16 protein-coding genes are annotated in these 15,119 nt (G+C 36.9%); 9 read left to right on the forward strand and 7 right to left on the reverse strand.

Annotated elements, in window-relative coordinates; translation table 11 throughout:
- The first annotated feature begins 84 nt into the window (after positions 1 to 84).
- Positions 85 to 984, forward strand: coding sequence for a hypothetical protein (locus tag JM84_RS15090; RefSeq protein ID WP_144785058.1), 900 nt, complete (start codon positions 85 to 87; stop codon positions 982 to 984).
- A 14-nt stretch (positions 985 to 998) separates the two neighbouring features.
- Here the strand turns inward: JM84_RS15090 and JM84_RS15095 are convergent, their stop codons facing one another.
- Together JM84_RS15095 and JM84_RS15100 are read right to left on the reverse strand one after the other, a co-directional pair.
- Positions 999 to 1,769 (reverse strand): hypothetical protein, encoded by a 771-nt coding sequence (locus tag JM84_RS15095; protein WP_144785060.1) that lies wholly within the window; start codon positions 1,767 to 1,769, stop codon positions 999 to 1,001.
- A gap of 51 nt (positions 1,770 to 1,820) precedes the next feature.
- Positions 1,821 to 2,753, reverse strand: coding sequence for a lipid A deacylase LpxR family protein (locus JM84_RS15100; RefSeq protein ID WP_186439138.1), 933 nt, complete (start codon positions 2,751 to 2,753; stop codon positions 1,821 to 1,823).
- A 127-nt stretch (positions 2,754 to 2,880) separates the two neighbouring features.
- On the opposite strand from JM84_RS15100, the gene miaB reads away from it, so the two are divergent.
- The 8 genes from miaB to groL all read left to right on the forward strand — a co-directional run bounded on the left by miaB (position 2,881) and on the right by groL (position 11,004).
- The gene (miaB, locus tag JM84_RS15105) at positions 2,881 to 4,332 is read left to right on the forward strand and encodes a tRNA (N6-isopentenyl adenosine(37)-C2)-methylthiotransferase MiaB (protein WP_013751166.1); all 1,452 of its coding nucleotides are present in this window, start codon (positions 2,881 to 2,883) and stop codon (positions 4,330 to 4,332) included.
- Between the two features lie 108 nt (positions 4,333 to 4,440).
- Positions 4,441 to 5,709, forward strand: coding sequence for a sigma-54 interaction domain-containing protein (locus tag JM84_RS15110; protein ID WP_013751165.1), 1,269 nt, complete (start codon positions 4,441 to 4,443; stop codon positions 5,707 to 5,709).
- A 68-nt stretch (positions 5,710 to 5,777) separates the two neighbouring features.
- On the forward strand, positions 5,778 to 7,001 hold the full coding sequence (locus JM84_RS15115; RefSeq protein WP_013751164.1) for an outer membrane beta-barrel protein: 1,224 nt from the start codon (positions 5,778 to 5,780) through the stop codon (positions 6,999 to 7,001).
- Between the two features lie 39 nt (positions 7,002 to 7,040).
- Entirely contained in the window at positions 7,041 to 7,553 is a 513-nt protein-coding gene (locus JM84_RS15120; protein ID WP_013751163.1) for an LptE family protein, read from the forward strand.
- Complete coding sequence (locus JM84_RS15125) at positions 7,553 to 8,476, forward strand: hypothetical protein (RefSeq protein ID WP_013751162.1); 924 nt, start codon at positions 7,553 to 7,555, stop codon at positions 8,474 to 8,476. Before JM84_RS15120 ends, JM84_RS15125 begins: the two co-directional genes overlap by 1 nt.
- A 6-nt stretch (positions 8,477 to 8,482) precedes the next feature.
- Positions 8,483 to 8,824 carry a preprotein translocase subunit SecG gene (secG, locus tag JM84_RS15130; RefSeq protein ID WP_013751161.1) on the forward strand — a complete coding sequence of 114 codons (342 nt, stop codon included), beginning with the start codon at positions 8,483 to 8,485 and terminating at the stop codon, positions 8,822 to 8,824.
- A 164-nt stretch (positions 8,825 to 8,988) separates the two neighbouring features.
- Entirely contained in the window at positions 8,989 to 9,264 is a 276-nt protein-coding gene (gene groES, locus JM84_RS15135; protein WP_013751160.1) for a co-chaperone GroES, read from the forward strand.
- 108 nt (positions 9,265 to 9,372) lie between these two features.
- The gene (groL, locus tag JM84_RS15140) at positions 9,373 to 11,004 is read left to right on the forward strand and encodes a chaperonin GroEL (protein WP_144785063.1); all 1,632 of its coding nucleotides are present in this window, start codon (positions 9,373 to 9,375) and stop codon (positions 11,002 to 11,004) included.
- 311 nt (positions 11,005 to 11,315) lie between these two features.
- Here the strand turns inward: groL and JM84_RS15145 are convergent, their stop codons facing one another.
- From JM84_RS15145 to JM84_RS15165, 5 genes are all read right to left on the reverse strand, one after another.
- The gene (locus tag JM84_RS15145; protein ID WP_222428944.1) at positions 11,316 to 12,083 is read right to left on the reverse strand and encodes a heavy-metal-associated domain-containing protein; all 768 of its coding nucleotides are present in this window, start codon (positions 12,081 to 12,083) and stop codon (positions 11,316 to 11,318) included.
- Positions 12,084 to 12,088: 5 nt separating this feature from the next.
- A complete protein-coding gene (locus tag JM84_RS15150) occupies positions 12,089 to 12,961 on the reverse strand; it encodes an NHL repeat-containing protein (RefSeq protein WP_144785065.1) in 873 nt (290 codons plus the stop codon).
- An 86-nt stretch (positions 12,962 to 13,047) separates the two neighbouring features.
- Positions 13,048 to 13,674 (reverse strand): heavy-metal-associated domain-containing protein, encoded by a 627-nt coding sequence (locus tag JM84_RS15155; RefSeq protein WP_261375777.1) that lies wholly within the window; start codon positions 13,672 to 13,674, stop codon positions 13,048 to 13,050.
- Positions 13,675 to 13,713: 39 nt separating this feature from the next.
- A complete protein-coding gene (locus JM84_RS15160) occupies positions 13,714 to 14,484 on the reverse strand; it encodes a hypothetical protein (protein WP_144785066.1) in 771 nt (256 codons plus the stop codon).
- A 153-nt stretch (positions 14,485 to 14,637) separates the two neighbouring features.
- Entirely contained in the window at positions 14,638 to 15,054 is a 417-nt protein-coding gene (locus JM84_RS15165) for an HYC_CC_PP family protein (RefSeq protein WP_144785068.1), read from the reverse strand.
- Between the last annotated feature and the right edge of the window lie 65 nt (positions 15,055 to 15,119).

A 15,119-nucleotide genomic window follows, 5' to 3' on the forward strand; every position in this document is an offset into this window, starting at 1 on the left:
AAGAAAAGTAGAAAATAAAGGAAACCCTTTAAATACTAATCTAATAATTACCTAGTTTGGCTACTGCAGTTTAACTTTTATATTATGCTCATTTATTTTATCAATCAATTTTCAACCAAAAAAATATCAACCTATTTCTTCCTAATAGTTATAATTCTACTCTCATCACAGAAAAACTTAACAGCCCAAATTAGTAATGGAGAATTGGCTGCATACAATATTGGTTTAGGCGGTATAGGTGCAGGGATAGGCGCTATGATCAATAAAAAGCCAAATGAAAAAACTGGAAACGTATTTTTGAAAGGTCTTTGGCGTGGAAGCCTAGGCGGAGGACTCATTTTTGGAAGTAAAAAAATCATCAATGAAATAGAAATTAATAAACGCCTAGAATATAGCTGGCCAGCAAAGTTTGTCAACGCTGCTGGAGTTTCTATCATAGAAGATGCCGCTGCAAATAGACCCTTTGGATCTCAATGGAATTTACACATTGGATTTAATAGAGTAGAATTTCACACAAGAGATAAATTTAGAGTTCGCTACAAAGTTCTCCCAGCATCACTTGGATTCACTATTGCTGCTGTTTATAACACAACTCCAGAATGGGGAATGATGCTAAAATCTGGAGAAATCTTTTTTTCAACCAAGTCTAGAGATGGTGTTCCAAATCGCGGAGCGGTCGCTTTAGGAAACATAATAATACTGAGTAAAGACTTGGACCTCAAATATATAGTGATTGCCCACGAAATCATTCATACTTATCAGTACAATGATTATAATTTTACCTCCACCTACTTCAATAAATCATTGAAAGAATGGAGCGATAACTCTAAAACTTATAATAAAATTAACAAGTGGGTACATTGGGACACACAAGCCCCTATTCTCAGAGGTTTATATCTAATTGAAGAAATAAATGCTAATTCAAAATTTAATAATTTCTTTGAATATGAGGCGCAATACTTTGCAAATAAATCAAGGCTTTAGTAAAAATAAAAAAACTACACACCTATCTGAGCAATCATATCTTCATCTTCCGTAAAACCAACCACATCTTTATATATTAGGTAAGCCGGCAAATAGACAACTGAAACGGTTGCATAAACACCAATAAAACAAGCCATAACCCCAACAACAATAGCTAGAAAACCAATAACAAGACAAGTTCCGAAGGTAATTCCCCACTTTTTATTCCCTAGTGCAAAAGCTGCTTTGTAGATGTCGTTTACGGACCAATCAGGATTAAAAGCAAATATCACAATGGCAAATTGTAACGGCACCAACACATAAAACAATGGAATTATAAAAAACAGGGCGGCCAGCACAGCAATCCCCACCTGCATCATTGAAAGCACTAGCACCTTCTTGAGAAACTTTTTCTTGATAAACATCCCGAAGCCCACTCCGCTTTCACCACTTCGGTTGCGGTCTTTCATACGTATGATTCTGTAAAAAGCTGCTTGAAGTGCAAAGTTGACTACAGACATAACCACTAGAATCACTAAGTACATCACCATCATAAAAATTAAAGCAATGACACCTACCTCATCATCATTATAGGAGACATCACCATATTCTATAAAAGCACCACCTAAGCTCATAGGCAACATTACGGCCATAGACACTCCCCAAGAAACAGCAATCGTCAATACTTGCATAAGCAAACCTTGAAGCCATACCTTTTGAAACAAATCAATCGCTCGGCCAAATAATCCTCCAAAATCAATATGCGGTGCTTGTCTAATTTTGACAAGCATATCTGATAATATCATTTTTTATCTTTTATTGAGGTCGTAAAAATATAAGATTAATCGACAGCCAGATTAAAATCTTCTAGCAAATTGCAAGGCAACGTACTGGCTTCGACCTTCTCGCTTAGTCTCTCTTGTTCTAAAATTGTAAACGATACTATAAAGATTATTTTCTCCACGGTACGTAATTCCAGATTTAAAAGACAAGATGGTTGTGACTATAGGTAATGTAAAGGGAGAATCATCTCCAAAGGGATGACCTTCTATAAGTGCGTTGAGGAATACATACTCTGCTCCCACTCCTGCAAAGCCATAGAACTCATGCTTTTCCCCCAATCTCCCAAAAGCCGAAGAGCTAGCTACCACATTTCGATTCCCTATATAAAGAAGCGCTTCTTGTCTTGCAAAAACTCTTCGTGTACCTAGCGCAACCGTAGACTGAAGTGCAACATTTTTAAATAAATTAGAATTTTCTAACCGATAGTCTTTAACAAAAGTTCCAAAGCCGTTAAAATGCACACTATTACCTATCTCACCCTCCCAAACGGGTATAAATTCATTGATAAGTTCATGATAAGCAACTTGTATATCGCCTGCCTTAGACTGCTCTCCCGCAAGTCCTAGCTCTGCGTCAATTTTAAAAAGCACATCCTCTTGCGCTTTTGAAACGGAGCCTTTTACAAAAAGGTACCCTGCATAAGGACGTTCAAAAAAATCGAAATTAGTTTCAAAGAGTTCTCTAGGCGTGTAAGTTTCCTGACCTAACATAAGATCTAACTGCAGCGGATACCCTTGCTTTTTAAAAATAAAGTCTCCTTGTAATTGCCTACTATAACTTAAGAATGTACCCGCTGTATAATAACGATCTATCGCAAAAACAAAGTCGTTATCATGCTGTATAGCGATTTGCTGTAAGAATCGTGGTGTTTTAGTCTCCTCAACAGATTGAGAATAACCAGTCTGAATGACTAGTAACAGCAATAAGATAAATAGTTTATGTAGCAATCTTCGGGTTTTAAAAAAGCAAATAACGAGAATTTTATGTAATTCTTGGCGTCTGCCACTTTGTCACAACTCTACATTAGACGTATCTTTGCATAATCCTTGACAAAGATTTTGGACGAATAAGCAGATGGAAAAAATAATAGAAGAACACAAACAAGGGGAAGCGCTTACACTAGAGCGCAAACTTGAGAATACAAAAAAGCTTTTTATAGAAAGTTACGGTTGCCAGATGAACTTTGCAGATAGTGAGGTGGTGGCTTCCATTCTTGCAAATGAAGGGTATAATACTACTCAAATTCTTGAAGAAGCAGATCTTGTGCTAGTAAACACTTGTTCTATACGTGAGAAGGCAGAGGTAACTGTACGTAAACGTTTAGAAAAATATCAAGCCGTAAAGCGCAAGCAAAATCCTAATATGAAAGTAGGAGTACTAGGCTGTATGGCAGAGCGTCTTAAAAGCAAATTTCTTGAAGAAGAAAAAATAGTTGATCTCGTAGTAGGTCCAGATGCTTATAAAGATATTCCTAACTTACTTAGCGAGGTAGAAGAAGGTAGAAATGCAGTAAACGTAATCTTATCTAAAGAAGAAACTTACGGAGATATCTCACCAGTACGTTTATTAACTAATGGTGTTACTGCTTTTGTATCAATCACTCGTGGTTGTGATAATATGTGTACGTTTTGTGTCGTTCCTTTTACAAGAGGTCGCGAGCGTAGCCGTGATCCTCAGTCTATACTAGAAGAAGTACAAGATCTTGCTGAAAAAGGTTTTAAAGAAATTACACTACTTGGTCAAAACGTGGATTCATACTTATGGTATGGCGGCGGCCTCAAGAAAGATTTTGACAAGGCTAGTGAAATGGCAAAAGCTACTGCGGTAAATTTTGCGCAGCTCATGGACACCGTTGCAAAGGCACAACCTAAAATGCGCATACGTTTCTCTACCTCAAACCCTCAAGATATGACGCTTGACGTGATAGAGGTGATGGCAAAACATAAGAATGTATGTAATTACATTCACCTGCCTGTGCAGTCAGGAAGCGATAGGATTTTACAATTAATGAATCGCCAGCATACGGTTGCGGAGTATAAAACGCTCATTGATAATATTAAAAATCTAATCCCTCATATTGGGATTAGTCAAGATATGATTACTGGTTTCCCTACAGAAACCGAAGAAGATCATCAAGGAACACTTGACCTTATCAACTATGTAAAATATGATTTTGGTTTTATGTTCTACTATTCTGAGCGTCCAGGTACTATGGCAGAACGCAAGATGGAAGATGACATCCCGCTAGCGATAAAAAAGAGACGTTTACAAGATGTGATTGACCTACAAAGAGCAATCTCTAGAGACAATTTACTTCGCTACCAAGATCAAACGGTAGAGATTCTTATAGAAAAGGAATCAAAAAAGAATAAAGATGAGTGGAGCGGTCGTAATGATCAGAATGTCGTTGCCGTTTTCCCTAAAGGAGATTACAAAGTAGGCGATTTCGTTAATGTAAAAATTAATGAATGTACTACAGGGACACTTATAGGTGAGGCAACAGGCTATGCAGCGTACTGGCAATAGAAACACAAAGTACTGTGCTTACAATAGTTTTTTGAGAATAACGCTTTCGCGAAAGCGTAACATATTTTATACTAATCAAATAGATACCCACTGTAATGGGCGTTTACTATGGAAGGAATACAAACCACAAAACAACGATTTGGTATTATAGGAGATAATCCTGCACTAAATCGCGCTATCGAAAAAGCTATACAAGTGGCTCCTACAGATATTTCTGTACTAGTGACAGGAGAATCTGGAGTAGGTAAAGAGAGTGTCCCACGCATTATACACTCACTTTCTCATAGAAAACACAATAAATATATTGCTGTAAACTGTGGAGCAATCCCAGAGGGAACGATAGACAGTGAGCTTTTTGGACACGAGAAAGGTGCATTTACAGGTGCAACTTCTACAAGAAGTGGATACTTTGAAGAGGCAGATGGTGGGACGATATTTCTAGATGAAGTGGGAGAGTTACCATTACCAACGCAGGTACGTCTATTAAGAGTGTTAGAAAACGGAGAGTTTTTAAAAGTAGGTTCGTCAAAAACACAGAAAACAGATGTTCGTATTGTTGCAGCTACTAATGTATCGATGTTTGAGGCTATCCAAGAAGGAAAGTTTCGAGAGGATTTATTTTATAGACTGAGTACCGTAGATATCCCGCTTCCTCCGCTGAGAGAGCGTAAAGGAGACATTCATTTATTGTTTAGGAAATTTGCATCAGACTTTGCTATGAAGTATAAGATGCCAACGATACGACTGTCTGAAGAAGCAGTACAACTTCTAGTTTCATATCGCTGGAATGGAAACATACGCCAGCTACGTAACGTAGCCGAGCAAGTATCTGTATTAGAAACTAACCGCGAAGTATCGGCTGCAACTATAAGCAACTATCTTCCCGACACAGGATCTAGACTTCCCGCCATTGTAAAGTCACAAGAGAAGTCTGACTTCTCAAACGAGCGTGAGATTCTTTACAAAGTTCTTTTTGACATGAAAGCCGACTTGAATGACCTCAAGAAGCTGACGCTAGAGTTAATGAAAAATGGCAATACCTCAGATGTACGTGAGGAGAATGAGAGCCTCATTAAAAAGATTTATGATGATGACGATGACTCTTATGAGACCGTAGAAGAAGTAATGGACGTACTACAGATACCTCATAAATCACAAGCACAAGCTCCTACTCCACCTCAACCAGAACCTACTGCAGACCCATATCATTTTGCAGAAGAAATTGAGGAAGAAGAAACATTATCGCTACACGACAAAGAGCTTGAACTTATAAAGAAATCACTAGAGCGTCATAAAGGCAAACGGAAAGTAGCCGCTCAAGAACTAGGTATAAGCGAGCGCACGTTATACAGAAAAATCAAACAGTTTGATTTGTAAGTCATAATCGTAAGAGTATTTTTAGCTCAAATAAATTTCATCAATCATCAATCAAAAAACTTTATTAAATGAACAAAACACTATTATTCTTATTTCTTTCATGTATTGGCATAAATAGCGTTGCACAAACAGAATACGTAAAGGGATATTTTATTGAAAATAACAACAATAAAATTGAATGCTTAATTAAGGACAATGACTGGAATAATAATCCAGAAAATTTTCAATATAAATTATCTAAAGACTCCAAGTCTTTAACGGGTGATATCAGTACAGTAAAGGAGTTCATGATTTTAAACTCTTCTAAGTATGTTAGGGCTACAGTAAAAATTGATATGTCAAGTGCTAGTGCTGATTTTTTAGATAAAAGTAGAGCTCCTATTTTTGAAACAAAAACATTATTCCTGAATATTTTAGTTGAAGGAAACACTAGCTTATACTCTTACAAAAATGGAACTATAACCAGATATTTTTATAGTAAATCTGGGGCTGAAATCAAGCAACTTGTGTATAAGAAATTCTTGACTACAACTGGCAAGATCAGCACAAATACGCAATATAAACAGCAATTAAAAACAGAGATATCGTGTCCTGAAAACGCTACAAGCAGCCCAGAGAATGTTAGTTACAACAAGAGTAGTTTAATTGGCTACTTTATTGAACACAACGAATGCAATAATTATAGTTTTAAAAATTATAATACAGAGACAAAAGGCAAGGTCATTAACCTTTCTATAAGACCTAGAATAAACAACTCTTCCTTCTCAATTAGTAATCCAGGCGCCACAGTTAAAAAAGCTGACTTAGGTAGTAAGACAAACTTTGGTATTGGATTAGAACTTGAATTAATCTTACCAACTAATAATAATAAATGGGCTTTCGTTATTGAACCTTCATACCAAAGTTTTAAGTCTGAAATAACTCAGGAAGCTGGATCTCTATTTGGCGATGCTATTACTACATCAATTGACTATTCATCTATAGAAATACCATTAGGTCTAAGACATTATTTCTTTCTAAATGACAAATCTAAACTTTTTGTAAACGCATCATTTATTGTAGATATATCTTCAGAGACGGCTGTAGAATTTGACCCTGCAAATAATTCTTCAATCGCTCCGTTAGAAGTACGGGCAGGAAGTAATATTGCTTTTGGAGTAGGCTACAAACTCAATAACAAGTATAGTGCTGAAATTAGATATCAAACAGACAGAAATTTACTTAGCGATTTTATTGAGTGGGATTCGAATTACCAAACTACTTCATTTATTATAGGATACACGATTTTCTAATTTCACAAGCAATTCAATATATTTTATAGATCAAGTCACATGAAATCATTTAACAACTTCATCATTTTAATTACAACAGTCTTTTTAATCCAAGGCTGTAGCGTGTATTCATTAAGTGGCGTGTCTATAGATAAAGAAGAGACGTTTGAAGTTCGCTTTTTTCAAAACGAGGCTGCAATTGTTGAGCCCGGAATAGATAGAGAGTTTACAGAACAGCTGAGAGATATTATCCAGAACCAATCACCACTAGTACTTACAAACAGCAATGCAGATGTAGTGTACGAAGGTGAGATAATAGAATATTACATTGCTCCGCAAGCTTCTACTTCAGAAAATCTAGCAGCACAAAACCGACTTACCATTACAGTAAATGTTCGTTTTTTTAATAATACTCGGGAAGATGGTGAGTATGATTTTGAACGTAGGTTTTCATTTTTCTCAGATGTTCCTGGTGAAACACAATTAGTAGGTAGCGCTCTAGATAGTGCTCTGGATGAAATTTATGAGCGTATTACTCAAGATGTATTTAACGCATCACTAGCTCGCTGGTAATGACTACAGAACAATACACATATTTACTAGAACATCCTGACCAGATTAATACTGAGCAGACAAGCCATTTGCGCACTATTATTGACGCATTTCCTTTCTTTCAAAGTGCTCATGCGCTGTATCTAAAAGGGTTAAAAAACCAAGAGAGCTTTGCTTATAACAAAGCATTAAAGCGCACAGCTAGCCACACAGCAGATAGAGCCGTACTATTTGACTATATCACGTCAGAGCATTTCTTACAGACAGCGGTAAGTACTCAAATAAAAGATCAAGAAAAACAACTACGGTCTCTAGAAGTCACAGATGCACAAGATGTATCTATTCTAGTCGAGCAAGAAGAACAAGCAAAAGCATCGCAAATTCTTGATCCAGATTTATTTGTAGAAAAGAAAGACTCTATTATGACTAGAGCAAAGGCAGAGCATACGCTTCAAGTAGGCAAGCCACTACCTTTTACAAAATCTGAAGCGCATTCTTTTTCTGAGTGGTTACAGCTTTCTTCTTTTCAACCCATAGATCGCTCATCTACATCTGATGACAAAGAGGTTCCTGCTCCTACTTCTACAAAAGAAGTAGTAATTAAAAAGGAAACTACAACCGCATCAAAATCTGATAATGAGGAAACTACAACTAAAGTTTCGCGAAAGCGAAAACAACAAATTATAGATTCCTTTATAGAAACAAATCCGAAAATTGGAAATATAAAGTCAATACCGGCAGATAAAAAGAAAACAAAAAAAGAATTTCTATTTTCTTCTGACGCCTTGATGACAGAGACTTTAGCACGAGTTTATGTCGAGCAAAAAAACTTTCCAAAAGCAAAACAAGCATACCGAATTTTAAGTTTGAAATATCCAGAAAAAAGTGGTTTCTTTGCAGACCAAATTCGAGCAGTAGAACAACTTGAAGAACAAAAAGATTAAAATATTATGAGTACTACGTTTTATATATTTTTAGGATTGATCATTATAGTAGCTTTCCTTCTTATTGTCGTTATTATGGTTCAAAACCCTAAAGGAGGCGGATTATCTTCTTCTTTTGGCGGTGGTGGTACACAGCAAATGGGTGGCGTTCAGAAAACAACAGATTTTCTTGACAAAGCAACATGGGCACTAGCGACTATCTTATTAGTACTTATTCTTGCTAGTAACCTAAGTATTTTTGACGGTACTATAAGAAGCGAGTCTCAAGTTTTTGATGCAGATGCTGTAGAACAAACTACTCCTGCTCCAGAGCCAGTAAGTCTTCCAGAAAATGGAGGAGATCAATAGACTCTCACAACATAACATATTAAAGAGCCAGCTATTTTAGCTGGCTCTTTTTTGTTATGCAAATTTGTCAGTGCATGGTGAGTGGCATAATTTCTGTCTTTTACGCTCGCGTAACCAGTTAAGGGTTACAATAACAATTCAACTCAATAATTAAATCTATAACAATGGCAATTAAAATCAAACCATTAGCAGACCGCGTTGTAATCGAGCCTGTTGCGGCAGAAACTCAAACAGCATCTGGTTTATATATCCCAGATAGCGCACAAGAAAAACAACAAAAAGGCAAAGTAGTAGCTGTAGGATCTGGAACTAAAGATCACGAAATGACAGTAGTCGTAGGTGATACAGTTATTTATGGAAAATACTCAGGTAGCGAACTCAAATTTGACGGAGTAGATTATATGATCATGAAAGAGGATGATATCCTTGCGATAGTATAAATAGATATTCGCTTTCGCGAAAGCGTACCAAGAGTAATTAAAATATTTTAAACATAGCGCTTAAAGCTTATTGCATAACGCATAAAGCTTTTTGTAAAACAAAACAAAATGGCAAAAGACATAACATTTAATATAGAAGCACGCGACGGTTTAAAACGCGGCGTAGATAAACTAGCAAACGCAGTAAAAGTTACTTTAGGACCTAAAGGTCGTAACGTGATTATTTCAAAATCATTTGGCGCACCACAGGTGACTAAAGATGGTGTAACAGTTGCAAAAGAAATTGAACTGGAAGACGCTCTAGAAAACATGGGAGCTCAAATGGTAAAAGAAGTAGCTTCTAAGACTAACGATCTTGCTGGAGATGGAACAACTACCGCTACAGTTCTTGCTCAGGCAATCGTTACTGAAGGACTTAAAAACGTTGCTGCAGGAGCAAACCCAATGGATCTTAAGCGCGGTATCGATAAAGCTGTAGAAGCTATCGTTGCAGATCTTGAGAAGCAAACTACTAAAGTGGGTAACTCTTCTGATAAAATCAAACAAGTAGCATCTATTTCTGCAAACAATGACGACGTAATAGGTGATCTTATTGCTCAAGCATTTGGAAAAGTAGGAAAAGAAGGTGTTATTACTGTAGAAGAAGCAAAAGGAACAGAAACTTATGTCGACGTTGTAGAAGGTATGCAGTTTGACCGTGGATTCCTTTCTCCTTACTTTGTTACTAATAGTGAGAAAATGAGTGCAGAACTTGAGCAGCCATATATCTTACTTTTTGACAAGAAGATTTCAAACATGAAAGATTTGCTACCTGTACTTGAGCCTGTAGCTCAAACAGGAAAGCCACTTCTTATCATTGCAGAGGATGTAGACGGAGAAGCACTAGCAACATTAGTAGTAAACAAATTACGTGGAGCTCTTAAAATTGCTGCTGTAAAAGCACCAGGTTTTGGAGATCGTCGTAAAGCTATGTTAGAAGACATCGCAATTCTTACTGGAGGAACTGTAATCTCAGAAGAGAGAGGTTTCACTTTAGAAAATGCTACACTTGATATGCTAGGTACGGCAGAAACTGTTTCTATAGATAAGGACAATACTACGATTGTAAACGGAGCTGGAGATTCAAAAGTTATTAAAGCTCGTGTAGGTCAAATCAAATCTCAGATTGAGACTACTACATCAGATTACGATAAGGAAAAACTTCAAGAACGTCTAGCTAAACTTGCTGGAGGTGTTGCTGTACTATATGTAGGTGCTGCTTCTGAAGTTGAGATGAAAGAAAAGAAAGACCGTGTAGATGATGCTTTACATGCAACTCGCGCAGCTGTAGAAGAAGGTATCGTAGCTGGAGGTGGTGTTGCACTTGTGCGCGCTAAGAAAGCTCTTGAAAAAATCAAAACAGAAAATGCAGATGAAGCAACTGGAGTACAGATTGTAAATCGCGCTATAGAGGCACCTATCCGCACTATCGTTTCTAACGCTGGTGGTGAAGGAGCTGTTGTTATTTCTAAAGTTATGGAAGGCAAAAAAGACTTCGGTTTTAATGCTAAAAATGGCGAATACACAGACATGCTTAAAGCTGGTATTATCGATCCTAAAAAAGTAACACGTGTAGCGCTTGAGAATGCTGCTTCTGTTTCAGGAATGATTCTTACTACTGAGTGTGCACTTACAGATATTAAAGAAGATGCACCTGCAATGCCTCCTATGGGAGGTGGCGGAATGCCAGGTATGATGTAAGTCGCGGTGCGACAGACTCTAATTGAGCTACCTATGGGTATGTTCAGTAAAAACCTCTGCTTTTCGGCAGAGGTTTTTTTATGGTTGTTGTTACGCTTTTGCGAAAGCGTACTACTTCTTTTTAAAATATTGCCAGACAGAAACTGCAATCATAACTACTAGAATTGGTAGAATAAAAATCAAATCGTACCGAACCTCAACTCCATAGTCGAGATGCTCATCTGTCAGATATACTTGAATATTATATTCCCAAATTATATAGAAAACTACTAACACAATGGTGCAAATCTGGGCAGTGGTAAACTTTAACTTCATACAAATCTTATAAGCATAATAATTGCCATTATGATCATAATAGCATTCTCAATAAAAGTTGCTTCTGTCATAGGTAGCTTTAAAGCTGTGCCTAAACATGCGCATTGAATTTCCTTTTTACTCAACAGTGTTTTAGTCACACCCACCGTGGTAACACCAAGAATCACAATGGTAGCTATAAGTGCCATTTCTACTTGAAAACGCATTAAAAACATAAGTCCTAGTACGGTCTCGATAAACGGGTAGATTTTACCATAAGCCGGTATTGTACGAGCCAGCGGATCATACATAGAAAAGCTTGTTGAAAAGCCTTTAAGATCAAGCATTTTAAAGAAGCTAAATACAATATAAAAAAGCCCCATAAAATCTAGCATGCCAGACTGCCAGCTTGCTTCTTTATAATTGAGCAAAACAGATGATACAGTGATGTAAAATAATATCAAAAGCAACGGTTTGAGTTGCTGCAATTTTGACTCTTCAACTACTTGCGCAGCTGACTCACTATTTACAAACACTCCAGAACTACTCTCTTGCTTTTCACTTATTGCTTTCGAAACCTTCTTTGATGACAAGCTATATTTTTCTGGCAAAGCATCTTGCAGTGTCTTTATAGAAATGTGATCAACCATCGTGAGGATAGCCTCTTCATCTTCTAAAGACACAATTACATTTGCAACACCATCAATATCGCCTAGCTTTTTTTCTACACCTGCTCTGCAACCATTACAGGTCATTCCCTTTACCGTATACGCTTGCTTTATCATAGTCATTAGTGATTATGGTCATCATGGTGTTCCTCCTCAAGAGGAGCTTCTACGAGCACTTCTTTTTGCTCATATACACTCAGTGACTTCCCTTTATAATTAGTTACATATAACATATCACCTACTAGCAACATATCTGTAGGTTTTAAAATAGCATCATTAATTTCTTGTTTAAAATTTCCTTCATGATCAAAAACTAAGACTCTATTATTCTCAAAGTCTGTAGAGAACACTTCTTTGTCTGAAATGTAGATACCAGTGGCTGCATTCATCTTTTGATCTTCCCCTACTGTCATCAAGTGATTTCCTTTTTTATCAAATTTTTGAAGTCTATTGTTATAAGCATCGGCTACCCAGAGGGCGTCATCTGTAATTTGCACGTCTGTAGGATAGTAAAAATCTCCATCTGCCTTACCCTCTTTCCCAAACGAAGACCAAGTCACACCATCTTCAGTATATAAAATACGATTGTTATAAAAATCTGCTATAGCTATTGCGTTTCCTCTAGCATCTATACCAGCAGGCGCATCAAGACTATCGGTTATAGCGATAGCCTTTTTTGTAGCTCCTAACACAGACAGCACCTCATCATTACCGTATTGCGGGATATATACTATACCAGCATCTGTTGCGATATGCATAGGTCTATCTAAAGAATCTATAGATTGCTGTATATCTCCATTAAGATTTACTTGAACAACCCTATTATGATCTCCATCGCTTAGCCACAGACCGTTTTGATCTTGTGCAATCCCAATAGGGTTTATACCCTCTAGGTTAATAGTCTTAGTATGTACCCAATTGATTTGAGTTTTTGGCTCCTCTTTGCAACTATACAAAGACAAAGCGGTAAGTAGTATAATGTATAAATTTTTCATAGTAATTGTTTGTTTAAAAAAAGAGAGGCAGCGACATATTTATCACATAACTACCTCTCTCGTCTTTACCTTAGGGGTGAAAGACACTATTGTACTAAGCGCTCATATTTACAACAAGCCGGAAGATTATCATATGCTCCTGCTGTTGCTTTATGAGCTTTTGTGTCGTGACCAGCCTTAGCGATTTCTTTTTGTATAGCATCTGTTGTAGTCTGGCTATTATCAAAACTCACTTCTAACATTTGATTGTTTTGATTCCAAGCGGCATTTGTCACTCCTTCTATACCGTTTGTAACTTTTACAATACGCGCCTCACACATCCCGCACTTCCCTGCTACAAGCATTTTCTGAGTTTTGACAACACTCTCTGCTGTAAGCATCGTGGTATTAGTTTCAGATAATTCTACTTTACCGCTAGCTCTTGTGATTTTTGAGGTAATAGGAGTATATCCAGCTTTTTCTACCTGTTTTACAACAGCATCCATCGTAAGTGCTTTTTCTGCAGGATACTCAAAACTAAAGTCGCCTGTTTCAATATCGATGGCTACTTTCTTTATTCCTTTAAACTCTTTGAACTTTTTCTCTAATCCATATGCACAGAATGGACAACCTAGACCGTCTACCTGTACTTCAAATTGATCCATTTCCTTTTGTGCTTGTACACCCATTGAGGTAAACAAGGCTATTACTAGTATTGATATTATTGTTTTCATAGTATTTAATTTAATCCTCCGTAAGAGATATTATTGTTATTAAAGTATAAATCGTGTCCCTAGATAAATAGAATATTTTCTTTCCATTGCCTCAGGAACATTTTGACTAAGTGGAAACTGTACACCAGTCTCCCATGTCCATTGTTTTCTCGCATATTGAATTCCTTGAGCATATAGCAATTCAAATTGATCACGCTCTAAAAACCACTCGCTAGAATATTCAAAATATAAATTGAGCTGATTAACAGGATACGTAGGTTTAAGCAATGGCAGTCCAAATCCTAATTTATATACCAACTTATCAAGAGATCCATCTGGCATCCAGCTATATCCTGCTTCATTAGAAATACCATATTTGAGCGATTCATAACCTGCTACCACACCATAATACCCTGAGTATTTACCGGTACTTACACCCTCAATATCGAGAGCTTCTCCGGTAGGTAAGGTCTGTAATGTTTTGGCTACCATTCGGAAGGTTTTACCAGTTCCGTCTTTTCTATAAAACTGATACTTACCTACTATGTTGATGTCACCTAATGTGCTTCCGCTTCCGCGAAAATCGTCATAATCATAAGTTACGTAAGGTAGATGCACCGCTACGAGTGTGTTTGATGTAGGTAAATAGTGTAGCATAAGAGGTACGCGAGTTGCTGTCCCGTCTTCTGAAACGCGTATTTCGGTAAGTGTTTTTGCTATAAAACTTCCGCCACCTAGCATGATAGGTTTATCTGCGGTAAGTGGTGGTCCTTGTGAGTACGCTTTCGCGAAAGCGAATGTCACCAATAAGACTATAAAAATTTTTTTCATTGTGATTCTCGTTATACCCAAAGATTGGGTAATTAGTAATAAAAGTGTAGTTACTACTAGAGCAACTAGCTTATATTTCTATGGCATAAAAACCATAGCGGAATCCCAAATGCGCAATGAAATTGCACGCAGAGATACCTGTGTACACAGGTATTAAATTAAATATTGATTGTAAGCAACTTGATAATCTGTAATTATCAAGGGAGGAGGATGACTTATAACCGATGCAGAATGTTTATCTGCTTCTACAAAGAGATATGTATAGCTGTAAGTGAATGCTTTTAAAAATACAAGTTGATCTGTAGTAAATTGATCAAATTGCATTTTGAGCTCATCTTGACCTTCAAAAACGGTTTGCTCATTCTTGCAGCATCCCATTTTTTTGTAAGTGTCTTTGCCATACTTAGCGTCTAAGGATTGCATCATCTCACAAGGAGCAGCTTCACCAAAAATCGCAACATCAATTAAATGATCTCCACAATAGTGCTTATCTACACTAAAAGACATCGTAGATCCTAGCACTAAAAGCGCTAAAAACAAAGATGTTATTTTATGGAAACCGTTTTTCATTAATGCAAAAATAAATAAAAGCCAAATAACAATGATGTTACTTGGCTTTATAATAACAATTACTG

The sequence above is a fragment of the Dokdonia sp. Hel_I_63 genome, assembly GCF_007827285.1.
Lineage (GTDB): Bacteria > Bacteroidota > Bacteroidia > Flavobacteriales > Flavobacteriaceae > Dokdonia.